Source organism: Nonomuraea sp. CA-141351 (assembly GCF_050944675.1).
Lineage (GTDB): Bacteria > Actinomycetota > Actinomycetes > Streptosporangiales > Streptosporangiaceae > Nonomuraea.
Genome location: NZ_CP191982.1, coordinates 9,041,195 through 9,056,944, shown reverse-complemented (window position 1 = coordinate 9,056,944; position 15,750 = coordinate 9,041,195). Strand labels below are relative to the sequence as shown.

The 15,750-nt window shown below is 71.0% G+C and carries 14 protein-coding genes; 8 read left to right on the top strand and 6 right to left on the bottom strand.

The annotated features are described in order from the left end of the window. Positions 1-19: 19 nt before the first annotated feature. Positions 20-754, top strand: coding sequence for a maleylpyruvate isomerase family mycothiol-dependent enzyme (locus ACQPWU_RS42620; RefSeq protein ID WP_433431353.1), 735 nt, complete (start codon positions 20-22; stop codon positions 752-754). Positions 755-951: 197 nt separating this feature from the next. On the opposite strand, the gene ACQPWU_RS42615 is transcribed toward ACQPWU_RS42620, so the two are convergent. Then, positions 952-1,311: a VOC family protein gene (locus ACQPWU_RS42615; RefSeq protein WP_360700322.1), complete on the bottom strand. Its 360-nt coding sequence runs from the start codon at positions 1,309-1,311 to the stop codon at positions 952-954. Positions 1,312-1,388: 77 nt separating this feature from the next. After that, on the bottom strand, positions 1,389-2,117 hold the full coding sequence (locus tag ACQPWU_RS42610; protein ID WP_433431352.1) for a helix-turn-helix transcriptional regulator: 729 nt from the start codon (positions 2,115-2,117) through the stop codon (positions 1,389-1,391). A 490-nt stretch (positions 2,118-2,607) separates the two neighbouring features. Here ACQPWU_RS42610 and ACQPWU_RS42605 point away from each other — a divergent pair, with 490 nt between their 5' ends. Beyond that, entirely contained in the window at positions 2,608-4,269 is a 1,662-nt protein-coding gene (locus tag ACQPWU_RS42605; RefSeq protein ID WP_433431351.1) for a TROVE domain-containing protein, read from the top strand. A 3-nt stretch (positions 4,270-4,272) separates the two neighbouring features. On the opposite strand, the gene ACQPWU_RS42600 is transcribed toward ACQPWU_RS42605, so the two are convergent. Both ACQPWU_RS42600 and ACQPWU_RS42595 read right to left on the bottom strand, forming a co-directional pair. After that, positions 4,273-5,250: an aldo/keto reductase gene (locus ACQPWU_RS42600; RefSeq protein WP_433431350.1), complete on the bottom strand. Its 978-nt coding sequence runs from the start codon at positions 5,248-5,250 to the stop codon at positions 4,273-4,275. Next, complete coding sequence (locus ACQPWU_RS42595; RefSeq protein WP_433431349.1) at positions 5,160-5,564, bottom strand: sensor histidine kinase; 405 nt, start codon at positions 5,562-5,564, stop codon at positions 5,160-5,162. Before ACQPWU_RS42595 ends, ACQPWU_RS42600 begins: the two co-directional genes overlap by 91 nt. Positions 5,565-5,712: 148 nt before the next feature. Here ACQPWU_RS42595 and ACQPWU_RS42590 point away from each other — a divergent pair, with 148 nt between their 5' ends. The 6 genes from ACQPWU_RS42590 to nirD all read left to right on the top strand — a co-directional run bounded on the left by ACQPWU_RS42590 (position 5,713) and on the right by nirD (position 13,859). After that, the gene (locus ACQPWU_RS42590) at positions 5,713-6,189 is read left to right on the top strand and encodes an N-acetyltransferase family protein (protein WP_433431348.1); all 477 of its coding nucleotides are present in this window, start codon (positions 5,713-5,715) and stop codon (positions 6,187-6,189) included. A gap of 205 nt (positions 6,190-6,394) precedes the next feature. Then, positions 6,395-7,705: an MFS transporter gene (locus ACQPWU_RS42585; RefSeq protein WP_433431347.1), complete on the top strand. Its 1,311-nt coding sequence runs from the start codon at positions 6,395-6,397 to the stop codon at positions 7,703-7,705. A gap of 1 nt (position 7,706) precedes the next feature. Next, positions 7,707-9,719 carry a molybdopterin oxidoreductase family protein gene (locus ACQPWU_RS42580; RefSeq protein ID WP_433431346.1) on the top strand — a complete coding sequence of 671 codons (2,013 nt, stop codon included), beginning with the start codon at positions 7,707-7,709 and terminating at the stop codon, positions 9,717-9,719. Beyond that, complete coding sequence (locus ACQPWU_RS42575; RefSeq protein WP_433431345.1) at positions 9,716-11,113, top strand: FAD-dependent oxidoreductase; 1,398 nt, start codon at positions 9,716-9,718, stop codon at positions 11,111-11,113. Before ACQPWU_RS42580 ends, ACQPWU_RS42575 begins: the two co-directional genes overlap by 4 nt. Further along, entirely contained in the window at positions 11,110-13,539 is a 2,430-nt protein-coding gene (gene nirB / locus ACQPWU_RS42570; RefSeq protein WP_433431344.1) for a nitrite reductase large subunit NirB, read from the top strand. The genes ACQPWU_RS42575 and nirB overlap by 4 nt, the downstream gene beginning before the upstream one ends. Further along, the gene (nirD, locus tag ACQPWU_RS42565) at positions 13,536-13,859 is read left to right on the top strand and encodes a nitrite reductase small subunit NirD (RefSeq protein WP_433431343.1); all 324 of its coding nucleotides are present in this window, start codon (positions 13,536-13,538) and stop codon (positions 13,857-13,859) included. The genes nirB and nirD overlap by 4 nt, the downstream gene beginning before the upstream one ends. On the opposite strand, the gene ACQPWU_RS42560 is transcribed toward nirD, so the two are convergent. Next, entirely contained in the window at positions 13,856-14,506 is a 651-nt protein-coding gene (locus tag ACQPWU_RS42560; RefSeq protein ID WP_433431342.1) for a response regulator, read from the bottom strand. The two genes, nirD and ACQPWU_RS42560, sit on opposite strands and share 4 nt — an antisense overlap. Beyond that, complete coding sequence (locus ACQPWU_RS42555; RefSeq protein WP_433431341.1) at positions 14,503-15,588, bottom strand: sensor histidine kinase; 1,086 nt, start codon at positions 15,586-15,588, stop codon at positions 14,503-14,505. The genes ACQPWU_RS42560 and ACQPWU_RS42555 overlap by 4 nt, the downstream gene beginning before the upstream one ends. Positions 15,589-15,750 lie beyond the last annotated feature (162 nt).

Here is a 15,750-nt window from a genome sequence, read left to right as displayed (position 1 = left end):
CCCCGTCTAATGTGGCGCTGTGACATATGACTCGCTTATCACCACAGAGGCCGCGCGCCTCGGTGCCTTGGCCACGGATCCGTCCATCCCGGTGCCCACGTGCCCGGGATGGACGTTCGCGGAGCTGATCACGCATGTCGGCCAGACGCATCGCTGGGCTGTCCACGTCCTGCGTAACCAGGTCCAGGAGCGGATCTGGTCGCGCCAGGTGCCCAGCGGTCTGGCCGAGGGGCAGAGCGGCGACGCGGCGTGGCTGGCCGCGGGGGCGGCCGAGCTGCTCGACACGCTCCGCACCACCGACCCGTCGCTGGCCGTGTGGACGTGGGGCCCTGACAAGCAGGCGTCCTGGTGGACCCGCCGGATGGTCTTCGAGCTGGTGATCCACCGGGTCGACGCGGAGCTGGCGCTCGGCATCGACCCGGTCATCGCCGCGGAGGTCGCGATCGACGGCGTCGAGGAGTTTCTGCACAACCTGCCGTACGCCCGCTGGATCACCCCGCGGCTGGCGGAGCTCGGCGTGGAGGGGGCCACGATCCACCTCCACGCGACCGACGCCGAGGGCGAGTGGACCGTCACCCAGGGGCCGGACGGGAAGATCTCCTGGGACCGCGGGCACGCCAAGGGCGACAGCGCGGTCCAGGGAACGGCCCAGGACCTGCTGCTCCTGCTCTACGGCCGGCGCTCGTCCGAGGCCCTCAAGGTGTACGGCGACCCGGACCTCCTCGGCCGCTGGCTGACCACGGCCGCTTTCTGACCCGCCGCCTCCTCGGGCCGCGCCTGGCCCTGGGCTTGCTTGGCCCTGGACGCGCCGCCGCTCGGCGATCGGCAGCGTGCCCAGGGCCGGGTGAACCGCTCTCTGCGAAGCGACCCGTCCGCATGCCGGAGTCGGCGGGGAAGGTGCTCTCTCCGGCTCTCGAACGGGTGATCACCCAGGTATCGTGACGCCGCCGATCACCTTCGGTGGAAGATCCCGAAAACGCTGCCGGACGTGTCACGCAAGTAGGCGAAGTCGGTGCCGGCGCCGTCGTCGATCACCTTCGTGATCACCTTGCCGCCCAGCGACTCGCTCTTGGCGCAGGCCGCCTCGACGTCGGCAACCTGCACGTGGAAGACCGCGTGTGCGGGGAACTCGCCCTTGGTGTTGAACAGCCCGCCGGCGGGCTGCTCACCGCCCGGATAGTTGATCATCCGGTAGTCGAGCGGCCCCTCGTCGTCGCGGGCGAACGTCCAGCCGAACAGCCCGCCGTAGAACGCCTGCGCGCCCTCGGGGTCGTCCGTCGCCACCTCGAACCAGGTCACCGTGTTGTCCATCGTCATCTCCTTGAATTCTCGAACAAGACAACGATCTAACGGGTGAGCGACAACCCTATGTCGGTGTTTTCGATTGACTAATCGAGCACAGTGCCGTGCACGATCATCTCGGGCACGTCGGGGGCGAAGCCTTCGAGCGGCCGGTCGGGGCAGCGCTCGGCGGTCACGGTCGCGGCGGCGATCCGATCGAGCCGGAAGACCCGCACGTCATCGCGCAGCCGGCACCACGCCACGAGATACCAGAACCCGCCCCGGCCGCCCAGGAACACGCCCGGCTCGACGTCACGCGTGGTCAGCATGCCCTTGGCGTCCGCGTAGTCGAGCCTGAGCACGCGCCGCCGCAGCAGCGCCTCCTCGATGGCCCGGGAGACCCCCTCGGCGCCGAGCGGCTGGGTCTCCGCACCTGGCTCGGGCGGCAGGTGGACGAGCTGCACCCGCCGCGCCAGCTCCCTGGCGAGCTCGCCCTCGGACCCCGGCATGGCGGCCACCACCTTGCGTAACGCACTGCGCGCCTGCCTGCCGAACGGCTGGTCGCCGGCCCGGCTGAGCGCCACCGCGATGGCCACCGCCTCGGCCGGGGTGAAGTTGAGCGGGGGGAGGGTCATCTTCTTGTCGATGGCGTAACCGCCCTTGCGGCCCGGCTCGGCGTAGATCGGCACACCTGACTCTTGCAGGGCGGTGATGTCGCGCTCTATTGTGCGCACGCTCACCTCGAACCGCTTGGCCAGCTCACGTGCGGAGCGGCAGCGGGGCGCGATGGCGCGCAGGTCTTCGACGAGCGCGTAGAGCCGGTCGGTACGATTCACAGCCGCGACGCTACGCGCCACCACCGACAATCGCGGCGTGTCGGCCCGCCTGGCAACCTCTGACTCACCGCACGGGCACAGGGATCTCACGTCCCGGAGGCGCCCCATTAATCAGATGTGATCCGCCGCACTGATCGCTACCGTTGAAGACAGTTCAAGGGGCCGAGGGAGGTGCGGGTCGAAATGGTGTCGGTTATCTTTCTCGAACAAAGAACACATCCGGTGCCGGGCACAAATCCGCGCCATTCCCGGGTCGCCTGAGCTGGTCAGGTCCGGTGCCGGCACGGGTCGAATCTCGTCGGTTATCGCCTTCCAAGCGGGTGGTCGCGGGTTCGAATCCCGTCGCGGACCTCGGTTCGCGTAGCTCAGTGGCAGAGCGCCTTAACGGCCGATGAGTCCACCATATCCGTGCCGGCTCCAGATCTGATCGCCCGTCATTTCGGGGCCACCACATCCGTGCTGCCCGCATGGCAGACAAGGAGCGCGAGCAATGGCTCATGATCCCCTCGCGGCGGTCTCGGCGATCGCCACCCCGCAGACACATCCCATCCCCGGCCGTGCCGACCAGGTGAGGAACGCCGCAGGCGGCTACGTCTTCGGCAAGGACCTGTGGAGCAAGCTGGAGGACTTCCTGATCCTCGGCACCACGGGCGGCACCTACTACGTCACCGAGGACAGGCTGACCGCCGACAACGCCGGCGTGCTGTTCCAGGCGATCGCCGAGAACGGCCCGCGCGTGGTCGAGCTGCTCAGCGCCATCTCGACAGCCCGGCCGCCGCGGGCGCCGAAGCAGCGCCCGGCCCTCTTCGCCCTCGCCGCCTGCTACGCGAAGGGCGACGCGGACACCCGCCAGGCCGCCAAGCACGCGCTGGCGAAGGTGGCGCGCACCACGGACCATCTCGCCCAGTTCTTCGGCTACTACAAGAACCTGGGCGGCAAGGCGACGGCCCGGGGTACGGCTCCCGTCGTCGGCCGATCGCTGCGTACGGCGCTCGGCTCCTGGCTCCTGACCGGCAGCCCGGACGATGTGGCGTTCAAGGCGTGCAAGGCCCGCCGGCGCAAGACGCCCCAGGGCGAGGCGTTCGACCTGCGTGACGTTCTGCGCATCGCCCACCCGGCCGCGGACGGCGAGCAGCGGAAGGCGCTGTTCGGGTGGCTCGCGGGGAACGTGACGGACGAGCAGGCTCGCGAGGCGCTGCCGGCCGTCCACCGGTTCCTCACGGCGAAGGCCGTCACCAGCGCGGACGAGGCCGTGCGCGCGGTGAAGGAGCTGCGGGTGCCCTGGGAGTTCCTGCCTGACGCGATGCTGCGCGAGCCGGAGGTGTGGCACGCGCTCGTCGGCACGGTCGGCATGACGGCGCTCCTGCGCAACCTCGCCCGGATGACCCGCATCGGCGCCCTCACACCGATGGGCGACGCCACCCGGCGTGTGGTCGACCGGCTCACCGACCGCGAGGCGCTGCTGAAGGCCCGCGTCCACCCCATGGACGCCTGGCTGGCCATGCGCGTCTACGCGTCCGGGCAGGCCCAGCCGAGCCCGCGCGCCGCCCGCCAGACCTGGCAGCCCGTGCCGGCCGTCCTGGACGCGCTGGAGGAGACGTACGAGCTCTCCTTCGGCTCGGTCGAGCCGTCCGGCAAGCGGCTGCTGGTCGCGGTGGACTCGTCCGGCTCGATGTCGTACGGCCACGTCTACGCGGGCGGCTCGCCGCTCGGCACCGCGTACGAGGTCGGCTGCGCGATGGCCGTCATGCTGTCCCGCATCGAGAAGGGCAACGTGCACGTCATCGACGTCGACACGACGGTCCATGCCTCGAAGGTGACCCCTCGCACCAACCTGCGCGAGATCGCCTCCTGGCAGCCCTCAGGCGGCGGCACCGACCTGTCGCTGCCGTTCACGTGGGCGTCCGAGAAGCGGCTGGACGCGGACGGGATCGTGATGTTCACCGACAGCGAGACCTGGGCGGGTCGCTCCCACCCGGCGCAGGCCATCGAGGCCTACCGGCGCAAGATCAACCCGCTGGCCCGCGTCGTCGTCGCCGCGATGACCGCCGCCGGCTACTCGATCGGCGACCCCGGGGACGACGGGGTGCTCAACGTCGCCGGGCTCGACGCGTCGCTGCCCCTCGTCGTCAACGGGTTCGTCCGCTCCTGACCCTTACCAGCGGTGGTGGACCTGAGGGCGGACCAGGTCGTCGTAGATCTCCTGGACCGCCTTCAGGGTCGCGGCGTCGAGCGAGGGCAGGGACGCCGCGGAAGCGTTGGCGGTGGCCTGGGCCGGGTTGCGGGCGCCCGGGATGACCACCGAGACGCCCTGCTGGTCCAGGATCCAGCGCAGGGCGAACTGGGCCATCGTCGCACCCGAGGGCACCAGCGGGGCCAGGCGGCGGACCGCCTCCAGGCCCGTGCCGAAGTCCACGCCCGAGAAGGTCTCCCCGACGTCGAACGCCTCCCCGCGCCGGTTGTAGTTTCTGTGGTCGTCCGGGCTGAAGGTCGTGTGCTCGTCGTACCGGCCGGACAGCAGGCCGCTGGCCAGCGGGACCCGGGCGATGATGCCCACCCCGGCGGCGCGGGCGGCGGGCAGGACCTGCTCCAGAGGCTTGAGCCTGAACGCGTTGAGGATGATCTGCACGCTCGCCACCCCCGGGCGGGCGATCGCGGTCAGCGCCTCCTCGCACGTCTCCACGCTGACCCCGTACGCCGCGATCTTCTGCTCGGCCACCAGCGTGTCCAGGGCGTCGAAGACCGCGTCCGTCGAATACACCGGGGTCGGCGGGCAGTGGAGCTGGACCAGGTCGATGGTGTCCACGCCCAGGTTCTGGCGGGAGCGCTCGTTCCAGGCGCGGAAGTTGGACATCACATAGTTCGAGGGGATCTGCTCCAGCCGGCGGCCCATCTTGGTGGCGACGGTCAGCTCCGGGCGACCCTTGGTGAAGCGGCCGACGATCTGCTCACTGCGTCCGTCGCCATAGACGTCGGCCGTGTCGATGAAGGTGACGCCCGCGTCCACGGCGGCGCTCAGGGTGGCGACGGCGTCGTCTTCCGTCACCTGCCCCCAGTCGGCGCCGAGCTGCCACGCGCCGAGGCCCACGGTGCCCACCTGGCGTCCTGTCCGTCCCAACGTGCGTTGTTCCATGCGTAATAGTGTCCAGGATGGTCGAGTGGGCTCCAGTCGAGGGGTGCGACGGCGCTCACCGTGGTGCCCGCCCCCAGCACGCTGTTGATCCGCAATGTGCCGGAGATCTTCGCCATGCCGGCCTTCATGGCCCGCGGTCCCCGCCCTTCCGTCTCCAGCGGGAAGCCGACCCCGTCGTCGCTGACGGTCAGTCGCAGCCCGCGGGCCCCCGCGGTGACCGCGGGCGACACGGTACGGGCCCCGTTGTGCCGCTCCACGTTGTCGAACGCCTCCCGCACGGTGGCCAGGACCGCCTCCGCGACCGGAGGTGGCACGTCGCCGCCCGGCCCCCCGTTTCGATCTTTCCCCTCTTTGGTTCGCCTAACTGGCGAAAGGTTCCATCCAGTTCCCAGCGGATGACGGATAGTCACTGGGGCTGGGCCGTTTTGCACACTCGGTGGGGTCCACTCCAGACTGAACGGCATGATTCGTCCCGCCACACCCGCCGATGTGCCCGAGATCGTCAACATGATTCGTGAGCTCGCCGAGTACGAGAAGGCCGCACACGAGGCGCGGGTGACCGAGCAGCAGCTCCACACCGCCCTCTTCTCCGACCACCCCGCCGCGTTCGCCCACATCGCCGAGCAGGACGGGGAGGTGGCCGGCTTCACGCTGTGGTTCCTCACCTTCTCGACGTGGCGAGGAGTGCACGGCATCTACATGGAGGACCTCTACGTACGCCCCCAGCACCGCGGCGGCGGCCACGGCTTCGCGCTCATGAGGGAGCTGGCCGGGATCTGCGCCGAGCGCGGCTACCAGCGGCTCGAATGGTCCGTCCTCGACTGGAACGAGCCCAGCATCGGCTTCTACGACAAGCTCGGCGCGGTGCGCCAGGACGAGTGGCTGAAGTACCGGCTGACCGACGAGCCGCTCCAGCACCTGGGCGCCCGCCGGGACTGACGTGCACGTACGGTGACGTATCGCGGTGCGACGTTTCCCCGGACGACAGTGGATCATTACGAACGTGTTTCGTCCGTGACGCTTGTGCGTGGCTTGTTACAGCGGTGAATCACACGTAACGAACGCACAGCCACGGATTGTCAAAGTGCGTAACGAGCGCTTCCTACCTTGGAGATCCCCCGGACGCCGAGTGTAGGAGAGATCGATGGCGCGCTGGATCGCCGAGTGGCACCCCGATGACCCAGCCTTCTGGGAGAGTTCAGGCAAGCGTGTCGCACGGCGCAACCTGATCTTCTCGATCCTGGCCGAGCACCTCGGTTTCACCGTGTGGACGTTGTGGAGCATCGTCGCCACCAAGATGGGGGCCTACGAGTTCTCCACCGACCAGCTCTTCTGGCTGGTCGCGCTGCCGAACCTGGTCGGCTCGGTGCTACGCGTGCCCTACACGTTCGGCCCCGCCAGGTTCGGCGGTCGCAACTTCACGGTGGCCAGCGCGATGCTGCTGCTCATCCCCGCCGTGCTGCTCGGGGTGGCGGTCAACAACCCGGCCACGCCGTACTGGCTCTTCCTGGTGATCGCGGCCCTGGCCGGCGTCGGAGGTGGCAACTTCGCCTCCAGCATGGCCAACATCACCTACTTCTACCCCCGCAACAAGCAGGGGGTCGCGCTGGGCCTGAACGCGGCCGGCGGCAACATCGGCGTCAGCTCCGTACAGCTCGTCATGCCGCTGGTGATCGGCGCGTTCGGCCTCGCCGCCGCCGGATGGTTCTGGATCCCGTTCGTCGTCGTGGCCGGCGCCTGCGCCTGGTTCTTCATGGACAACCTCACCAGCGCCAAGGCCGACCCGCGCCAGCAGCTCGCGGTGGCGGGCAAGGCCCAGACGTGGATCATGTCGTTCCTGTACATCGGGACGTTCGGCTCGTTCATCGGCTACTCGACGGCCTTCCCGCTGCTCAGCAAGAGCATCTTCCCCGAGGCCCCGTTCGCCGCGGTGGCGTTCGTCGGGCCGCTGCTGGGCTCGCTGATCAGGCCGGTGGGCGGCTGGCTGGCCGACAAGCTCGGCGGCGCCCCCGTGACGCTGTGGAACTTCGCCGGCATGGGCGGCGGTGTGCTCCTGGTCTGGCTGGCCAGCGGCTCCGGCAACTTCTGGATGTTCTTCCTGGCCTTCCAGCTGCTCTTCGTGACCGCCGGCATCGGCAACGGCTCCACGTACCGCATGATCCCGGCCATCTTCCAGGCCAAGGCGATCGCCGAGCGTGGCGAGAGCGAGGAGTCCCTGATGTACGGCAAGCGCCAGGCGGCCGCCGCCATCGGCATCATCTCGGCGGTCGGAGCACTGGGCGGGTTCCTCATCAACCGGGCGTTCGGGATGGCGTTCGCCGCCGCCGGTACCCCGGCACCCGCCTTCCTCGCCTTCGGGGTCTTCTACGTGTCCTGTTTCGCCCTGACCTGGTGGTGCTACACCCGCAAGGTCGGCGCCTCGGTCGTGGCCAGCCTCGCCTATGCCCGGGTCTGAAGTGACGAAGACTCACTGCCCGTACTGCGCGCTGCAGTGCGGCATGGAGATCGGGCCCGGGCTGGCCATCAGCCCCAGGACCGACATCCCCGCCAACTCCTCGGGCGCGCTGTGCCAGAAGGGCTGGACGGCGGGTGAGCTGCTCACCAACGGCGAGCGCCTGACCGCCCCGCTCCTGCACGGCGAGCCCGTGGAATGGGACGTCGCCCTCGACTACGTGGCGGAGCGGCTGGCCGCCATCCGCGCCGAACACGGCCCCGACGGCGTGGCCGTGTTCGGCGGCGGCGGGCTCACGAACGAGAAGGCGTACCAGCTCGGCAAGTTCGCCAGGGTCGCGCTGGGCACGAGCCAGATCGACTACAACGGCCGCTTCTGCATGTCCTCGGCCGCGGCCGCGTCGATCAGGGCGTTCGGGATGGACCGCGGCATGCCGTTCCCCATCACCGACCTGGCCGAGGCCGACGTCGTGCTCCTGGCCGGCGGGAACGTCGCCGAGACCATGCCGCCGTTCGTACGCCACCTGAGCGGCCCGCGCGTGATCGTCATCGACCCGCGGCGCACGCAGACGGCCAAGCTGGCCTGGCTGCACCTGCAGCCCACGCCCGGCACCGACCTGGCCCTGGCGCTCGGGATGCTGCACCTGGCCATCGCGGACGAACTCGTGGACGAGGCGTACGTGGCCGAGCGCACCACCGGCTTCGAGGAGGTGCGCACGGCGCTGGCCTCCTGGTGGCCGGAGCGGGTCGAGCGGATCACCGGGGTGCCCGTCTACCGGATGCGGCAGGCGGTCAGGGCGCTGGCCGCGGCGGGGAACGCGTACATCCTGACCGGGCGCGGCGCCGAGCAGCACGCGAAGGGCACGGACACGGTCACCGCGTTCATCAACCTGGCCCTGGCGCTGGGCCTGCCCGGCAGGCACGGCTCCGGGTACGGGTGCGTGACCGGGCAGGGCAACGGGCAGGGCGGCAGGGAGCACGGGCAGAAGGCCGACCAGCTCCCCGGCTACCGCAAGATCGACGACCCGGCGGCCCGGGAGCACGTGGCGGGCGTGTGGGGGGTACGGCCCGAGGACCTGCCTGGGCCCGGGCGGTCGGCGTACGAGCTGCTCGACGCTCTCGGGACCCCGGGCGGGCCCCGGGCGCTGCTGCTGTTCGGGTCCAACCCGGTGATCTCCGCGCCGGCCTCCGAGCACGTGGCCGAGCGCATCGCCTCCCTCGATCTGCTCGTGACCTGCGACTTCGTGATGTCCGAGACCGCCGCGCTGGCCGACGTGGTGTTCCCGGTGACGCAGTGGGCCGAGGAGAGCGGCACCATGACCAACCTCGAGGGGCGCGTCCTGCTCCGCAGTCAGGCCGTCGCGCCGCCCGAGGGCGTCAGGAGCGACCTCGACGTGATCGCGGGGCTCGCGGAACGGCTCGGGCACCGCTTCGACACCGAGCCGGTCAAGATCTTCGACGAGCTGCGCCGGGCGAGCAAGGGCGGGCTCGCCGACTACTCCGGCATCACCTACGAGCGCATCGCCGCCGAGAAGGGCGTCTTCTGGCCCTGCCCGGAGCCAGGCCACCCCGGCACGCCGCGCCCGTTCCTCGACTCCTTCGCCACCCCGGACGGCCGGGCCAGGTTCGTGCCCGTCCAGCACCGGCCCGCGGCGGAGGAGACCGACGAGGACTACCCGGTCCACCTGAGCACCGGCCGGGTGCTCGCCCACTACCAGAGCGGCGCCCAGACCCGCAGGATCGCGCCGCTCGTCCAGGCCGCACCCGAGCCGTACGTCGAGCTGCACCCGGACCTCGCCGAGCAGCTCGACATCTCGCCGGGGGACGTCGTGCGGGTCAGCAGCAGAAGGGGTGAGGCCAAGGCCGTGGCCAGGATCAGCGACGCCATCAGGCGCGACACCGTTTTCATGCCCTTCCACTGGGAGGGCGCCAACCGGCTCACCAACCCGGCGCTTGACCCGACATCGAGGATGCCGGAGTTCAAGGTCTGCGCGGTCAGGGTGGAGAGGGACTCATGATGAGGCTCGTCGTCGTAGGCAACGGGATGGCCGGGTCGCGGCTGGTCAGCGAGGTACGCGACAGGGACCCGCACATCAGGATCACTGTTTTCGGCGCGGAGTCGCGCCGGCCGTACAACCGGGTGCTGCTGTCCAACGTGCTGGCCGGCAGCTCGCGCGCCGAGCAGGTGCGGCTGGTCGACTCCACGTGGTACGACGCCCACCGCGTCGAGGCCGCGTTCGGCGACGCGGTCGCCCACATCGACAGGGAGACCAGGCACGTCGTGACCGAGGGCGGGCGGCGCGAGCCGTACGACCTGCTGGTCCTGGCCACCGGCAGCGACGCGATCGTGCCGCCGATCCCCGGCGTGGAGCGGGCCATCCCGTTCCGCACGCTCGACGACTGCGAGCGCATCATCGACGCCGCCCAGCAGGCCCGCAACGCCGTGGTCGTCGGCGGCGGCCTGCTCGGCATCGAGGCGGCCCGCGGACTGGCCGGGCGCGGCCTGCCCGTGACGCTGCTGCACCTGGCCGGGCATCTCATGGAGCGCCAGCTCGACGTCGAGGCAGGCGTGGTGCTCGGCGAGACGCTGGCCGGGCTCGGCGTGGAGATCCGCACCGGCGTCAGCGCCGAGTCCATCGAGGAGGGCGGTGTCCGGCTGGCCGGCGGCGAGCTGGTCGAGGCGGACCTCGTGGTCCTGGCCTGCGGTGTCCGCCCCGTCACGGGGCTGGCCGCCGACGCGGGGCTGGAGGTGCGGCGCGGGATCGTGGTGGACGACGAGCTGCGTACCGACGACCCGTCGATCTTCGCCATCGGCGAGTGCGCCGAGCACGAGGGCACCGTGTACGGCCTGGTCGCACCCGCCTGGGAGCAGGCCACGGTGGCCGCCGACGTCATCACCGGCGGCAAGGCGCTCTACCGGGGCTCCAGGCTGGTCACCAGGCTCAAGGCCAGGAGCGTCGAGCTGGCCGCGATGGGGGAGACCCAGCTCACCGAGGAGCACGCGGAAGTCGTGCGCTTCAGCCACCGGGCCCGCGGCACGTACCGCAAGCTCGTCATCCGCGACGGGCGGCTGGTCGGTGCGATCGTGCTGGGCGAGAGCGACGCCGTGGGCACGCTCACCCAGCTCTTCGACCGCGGCGCCCCGGTGCCGGGGGACCGGGCGGGGCTGCTGTTCCCCGGGCTGTCGTCGGCGCCGGTGGCCGACAGTCCGACGCTGATGCCGGACGCGGCCAAGGTCTGCCAGTGCAACAACGTGACCAAGGGCCAGATCAGGGCGTGCTGGGAGGCCGGGGCACGCGACGTGGCCGGAGTCGCGGCCGCGACCAGGGCCACGACCGGATGCGGGACCTGCCGCGACGCCGTGGAGGGCATCGTCGGCTGGCTGTGCGAGCAGGAAGGGATTTCAGTATGAGCAGGATCGTCGTCGTGGGTTACGGGCCGACGGCCCACCGGCTCGTCGAAACCCTCGTGGACAGGGGCTTCGACGGCCGGATCACCGTGATCGGGGAGGAGCCGCGCCCGGCGTACGACCGGGTCGCCCTCACCTCCTACCTGTCGGGGATCACCGCGGAGGACCTCACCTACGAGGTGCCCTCGGGGGTCGTGACGAGGCTGAACAGCCGCGTCACCGGGATCGACAGGGACGCCCGTCTCGTCACCCTGGCGGACGGAGACACCGAGCCCTATGACGTGCTCGTGCTGGCCACCGGGTCGTCGCCGTTCGTGCCGCCGGTACCCGGCCACGAGCACGCCTTCGTCTACCGGACCATCGAGGACCTGGACGCGATCAGGGTGGCCGCCAAGGACGCGGTCGAGGGCGTCGTGGTCGGCGGGGGGCTGCTCGGCCTGGAGGCCGCCGACGCGCTGCGGGCGCTCGGGCTGAAGGCGCACATCGTCGAGATGAGCCCCTGGCTGATGCCGCGGCAGGTGGACGAGGGCGGCGGCTCGGTGCTGAAGTCGCACATCGAGGGGCTCGGCCTGAGCGTGCACGCAGGGTCCGGCGTGCAGGAGATCGTCACCGACGACGACGGCCAGGTCACCGGGCTGCGCAAGCCGGACGGGACGCTGGTGGACGCGCAGGTCGTGGTCTTCTCGGCGGGCATCAGGCCGCGTGACGAGCTGGCCAGGTCGTCCGGGCTCGAGGTGGGCGAGCGGGGCGGCATCGTGGTGGACTCCTCGATGCTCACCTCCGACCCCTCGATCTACGCGATCGGCGAGTGCGCGCTGGTCGGCGGCATGATCTACGGGCTCGTCGGGCCGTGCAACACGATGGCCGAGGTGGCGGCCGACGGGATCATGGGCGGTGTCTCGGTTTTCGAGGGCGCCGACATGTCCACGAAGCTCAAGCTGCTGGGCGTCGAGGTGGCGCAGTTCGGGGCGATGTCGGGAGCGCTCGACGTCACGTACATGGACCCCGTGGGCGGCGTCTACAAGAGGCTGTTCATCAGTGACGACGCGAAGACGCTGCTCGGCGGCATCTGCGTGGGCGACGCCTCCCCGTACACCTCGCTGCGGCCCTTCGTGGGCAAGGCGCTGCCCGCGGCGCCGTCCGACCTGCTGTTCAGCGGCGCCGGGGCGAGCCTCGACCTGCCCGACGACGCGCAGGTGTGCTCCTGCAACAACGTGTGCGCGGGCGACATCCGCACGGCCATCGCCGACAAGGGCGTCACCGACGTGCCCGGCATCAAGGCCTGCACCCGCGCCGGCACGACGTGCGGGAGCTGCGTGCCGATGCTCAAGCAGCTGCTGGAGAAGTCGGGCGTCGAGGTCAGCAAGGCGCTGTGCGAGCACTTCACGTACTCGCGGGCCGAGCTGTTCGACATCGTACGGGTCCGCAAGATCACGACGTTCTCCCAGCTCATCACCGAGCACGGGCAGGGCAGGGGCTGCGACATCTGCAAGCCGGCCGTGGCCTCGATCCTGGCCTCGCTGCACAACGGCCACGTGCTCGAAGGCGAGCGGGCCGCGCTGCAGGACACCAACGACCAGTTCCTCGCCAACATGCAGAAGAACGGCACGTACTCGGTCGTCCCGCGCATTCCCGGCGGCGAGATCACCCCAGACAAGCTCATCGTGATCGGCGAGGTGGCCCGCGACTTCGGCCTCTACACGAAGATCACCGGCGGGCAGCGCATCGACCTGTTCGGGGCCCGGGTCGACCAGCTCCCGGAGATCTGGCGGCGGCTGGTGGACGCCGGCTTCGAGTCGGGCCACGCCTACGGCAAGGCCCTGCGCACGGTGAAGTCGTGCGTGGGCTCGACCTGGTGCCGCTACGGCGTGCAGGACTCGGTGGGCCTGGCCATCGCGCTGGAGCTGCGCTACCGCGGCCTGCGCTCGCCGCACAAGCTCAAGTCGGCCGTCTCCGGCTGCGCCCGCGAGTGCGCAGAGGCCCGGTCCAAGGACTTCGGGATCATCGCCACCGAGCAGGGCTGGAACCTGTACGTCGGCGGCAACGGCGGCTTCAAGCCCCGCCACGCCGACCTGCTGGCCACGGACCTGAGCACGGACGAGCTGATCAGGACCATCGACAGATTCCTCATGTTCTACATCCGCACGGCCGACCGCCTGCAGCGCACCGCAGCCTGGCTCGAGTCGCTGGACGGCGGTCTCGACTACCTCCGCGAGGTGATCATGGAAGACTCGCTCGGCATCTGCGCCGACCTGGACGCGCAGATGGAGCACCACATCGCCACGTACGCCGACGAGTGGGCGGCCACCCTGGACGACCCCGAGAAGCTGGGCAGGTTCGTCAGCTTCGTCAACGCCCCCGGCGTGCCCGACCCGTCGATCGTGTTCGCCAGCGAGCGCGGCCAGATCAAGCCGGTGATGGCCCGATGAGCAGCTGGACGCGGATCTGCGACTACGACGCCATGCTGCCGGAACGCGGCGTCTGCGCCCTGGTGGAGGGCGTGCAGGTGGCCGTCTTCCGCACCCACGACGGCACGCTGCACGCGCTGGACAACCTCGACCCGTTCAGCGGCGCGTACGTCCTCTCACGCGGCATCGTCGGCACGAGGAAGGACGAGCCGACCGTGGCGTCGCCTCTGCACAAGCAGGTGTTCTCGCTGGTGTCGGGGCGGTGCCTGGACGAGGACGCGGTGTCCGTCCCGGTCTATCCGGTACGGCTGTCGGACGGCGCCGTGGAGGTCGCCCTCTAGTCGCCCGCCAGGACCATGCCCAGGTCGTACGCCCGCACGACGGCCTGGGTACGGTCCCTCGCGCCGAGTTTGTCCAGGACGTTGCCGACGTGCGTCTTGACCGTCTCCCTGGTGACGTACAGGGCGGCGGCGATCTCGGCGTTGCTCAGCCCGCGGGCCAGGTGGCGCAGGACGTCCAGCTCCCTCGGGGTGAGGTCGTGGGCGGCGCGCGGGCGCGGGGCGGCGATGCGGCGCAGCGCGTCGGGGAAGAGCACGCCGTCCCGCAACCGGATCGCGGTGACCAGGTCCGCGGCGGGGGAGCGCTTGAGCACGTAGCCGGCCGCGCCCGCGCGTAGCGCGCCCCATACGAGCTGGTCGTTCTCGAACGTCGTGACCACGACCACCCTGGTCCGTGGCGAGAGGCGGGCCAGCTCCCGGGTGGCGCGCAGGCCGTCCATGCCGGGCATGCGGATGTCCATGAGCACCACGTCGGCCTCGCGGCCCAGCTCGACGGCGGCTCGGCCGTCGGCCGCCTCCCCGGCCACCTCGATGTCGTCGTACAGGGAGAGCATGGTGGCCCAGCCGGAGCGGATGAGCGGCTCGTCGTCGGCCAGCACCACGCGGATCACCCGGCCGCCGCCCGCCACGTGCCGGTCTCCTCCGCTCACCCGGGCAGCGTCGCCTTCACCCGCCACGTGCCGTCCACCGCCTCCCGCTCGAACGCGCCGCCCGCCAGACGCGCCCGCATCCGCATCCCCACCAGGCCGCGCCCTTCCCCCGCAGGCGCGGTCGCGGCCACCTCGTTCTCCACGACGAGCACGACCGCCTTCCCCTTGGGACCTCCGCCGACCGCGGTCCCGCCGGGGTCGGCGCGGTTACGTACGGCCAGGTCCAGCCGGACGGGCCCACGCCCGTGCCTGAGCGCGTTGGTGACGGCCTCCCTGGCGATCGCGTACGCCGCCCGCGACGTCCCCTCCGGCAGCCGGTCCACCGGGTCGGCACGGCACTCCACGTCCAGCCCGTGGACGAGCGCACCGAGGGCCGCCAGCGTGGGCGCCCGCGCCGTGCTGCCCTCGTCGAGCACCCGCAGCAGCACGTCCAGCTCCTGCTGCGCGTCACGCGCGGTGCTCACCAGGTGGTCGAGCGAGCGCTCGGCCGCCGGCACGGTCTCCGGCCGCCCCAGAGCCGCCTGGGCCGCCATGGCCTGCACCAGGACCACGCTGAGCGCGTGCCCCACCGAGTCGTGCAGCTCCAGCGCGAGGCTCTGGCGGCGGCCGAGCTCCTCGATCACCAGCGACGGGTCGGAGCGCAACAGCCTGCGCGCCACGCGCTGCTGCCCGGCCCCCACGAGCACCATCGCCGCCAGCACGACCACGATCATGACGGACACCTGCGCCAGGTCCCCATGAGCGGCCTGCGGGCGGGTGAGCGCGGGCGCGAGCGCCAGCGCCCCGGCACTCAGCGTGGCCCCCACGAACAGGTGCAGCGCCGTCAGCACCCGCAGGTAGACCGGATCGGTGCGCTCCGGCACGGCCACGCCGAGCAGCTCCGACAGGGCGATGACCTCCAGACGCGGCACCGGGGGCAGGCACGCCACGAGCGCCGACGCGGGCAGGCACGCCGCCCACAACAGCAGCACTCGGCCCGGCGACACCTCCGTCACCAGCACCAGCGCCAGGACCGCCGCCGCGGGGGTCAGCAGCGCGGCGCCGAGCAGCTGGTAGAGCAGCGCCTTCCAGGGAATGGTCACGGCTCCCGACGCTAACCGGGCAGCTCAGAGACCACCTCCCCCGCGTGGGGGAGGTGGCTGCCGCTTTGGCATATCGGCTGCGTCGCCGGCAGGCCGGAGGCTATGCTCCTGTCTCCACCGGTGGATAGACGTGCGGGCTCCGATGGGCCGCCGGCAGCACGC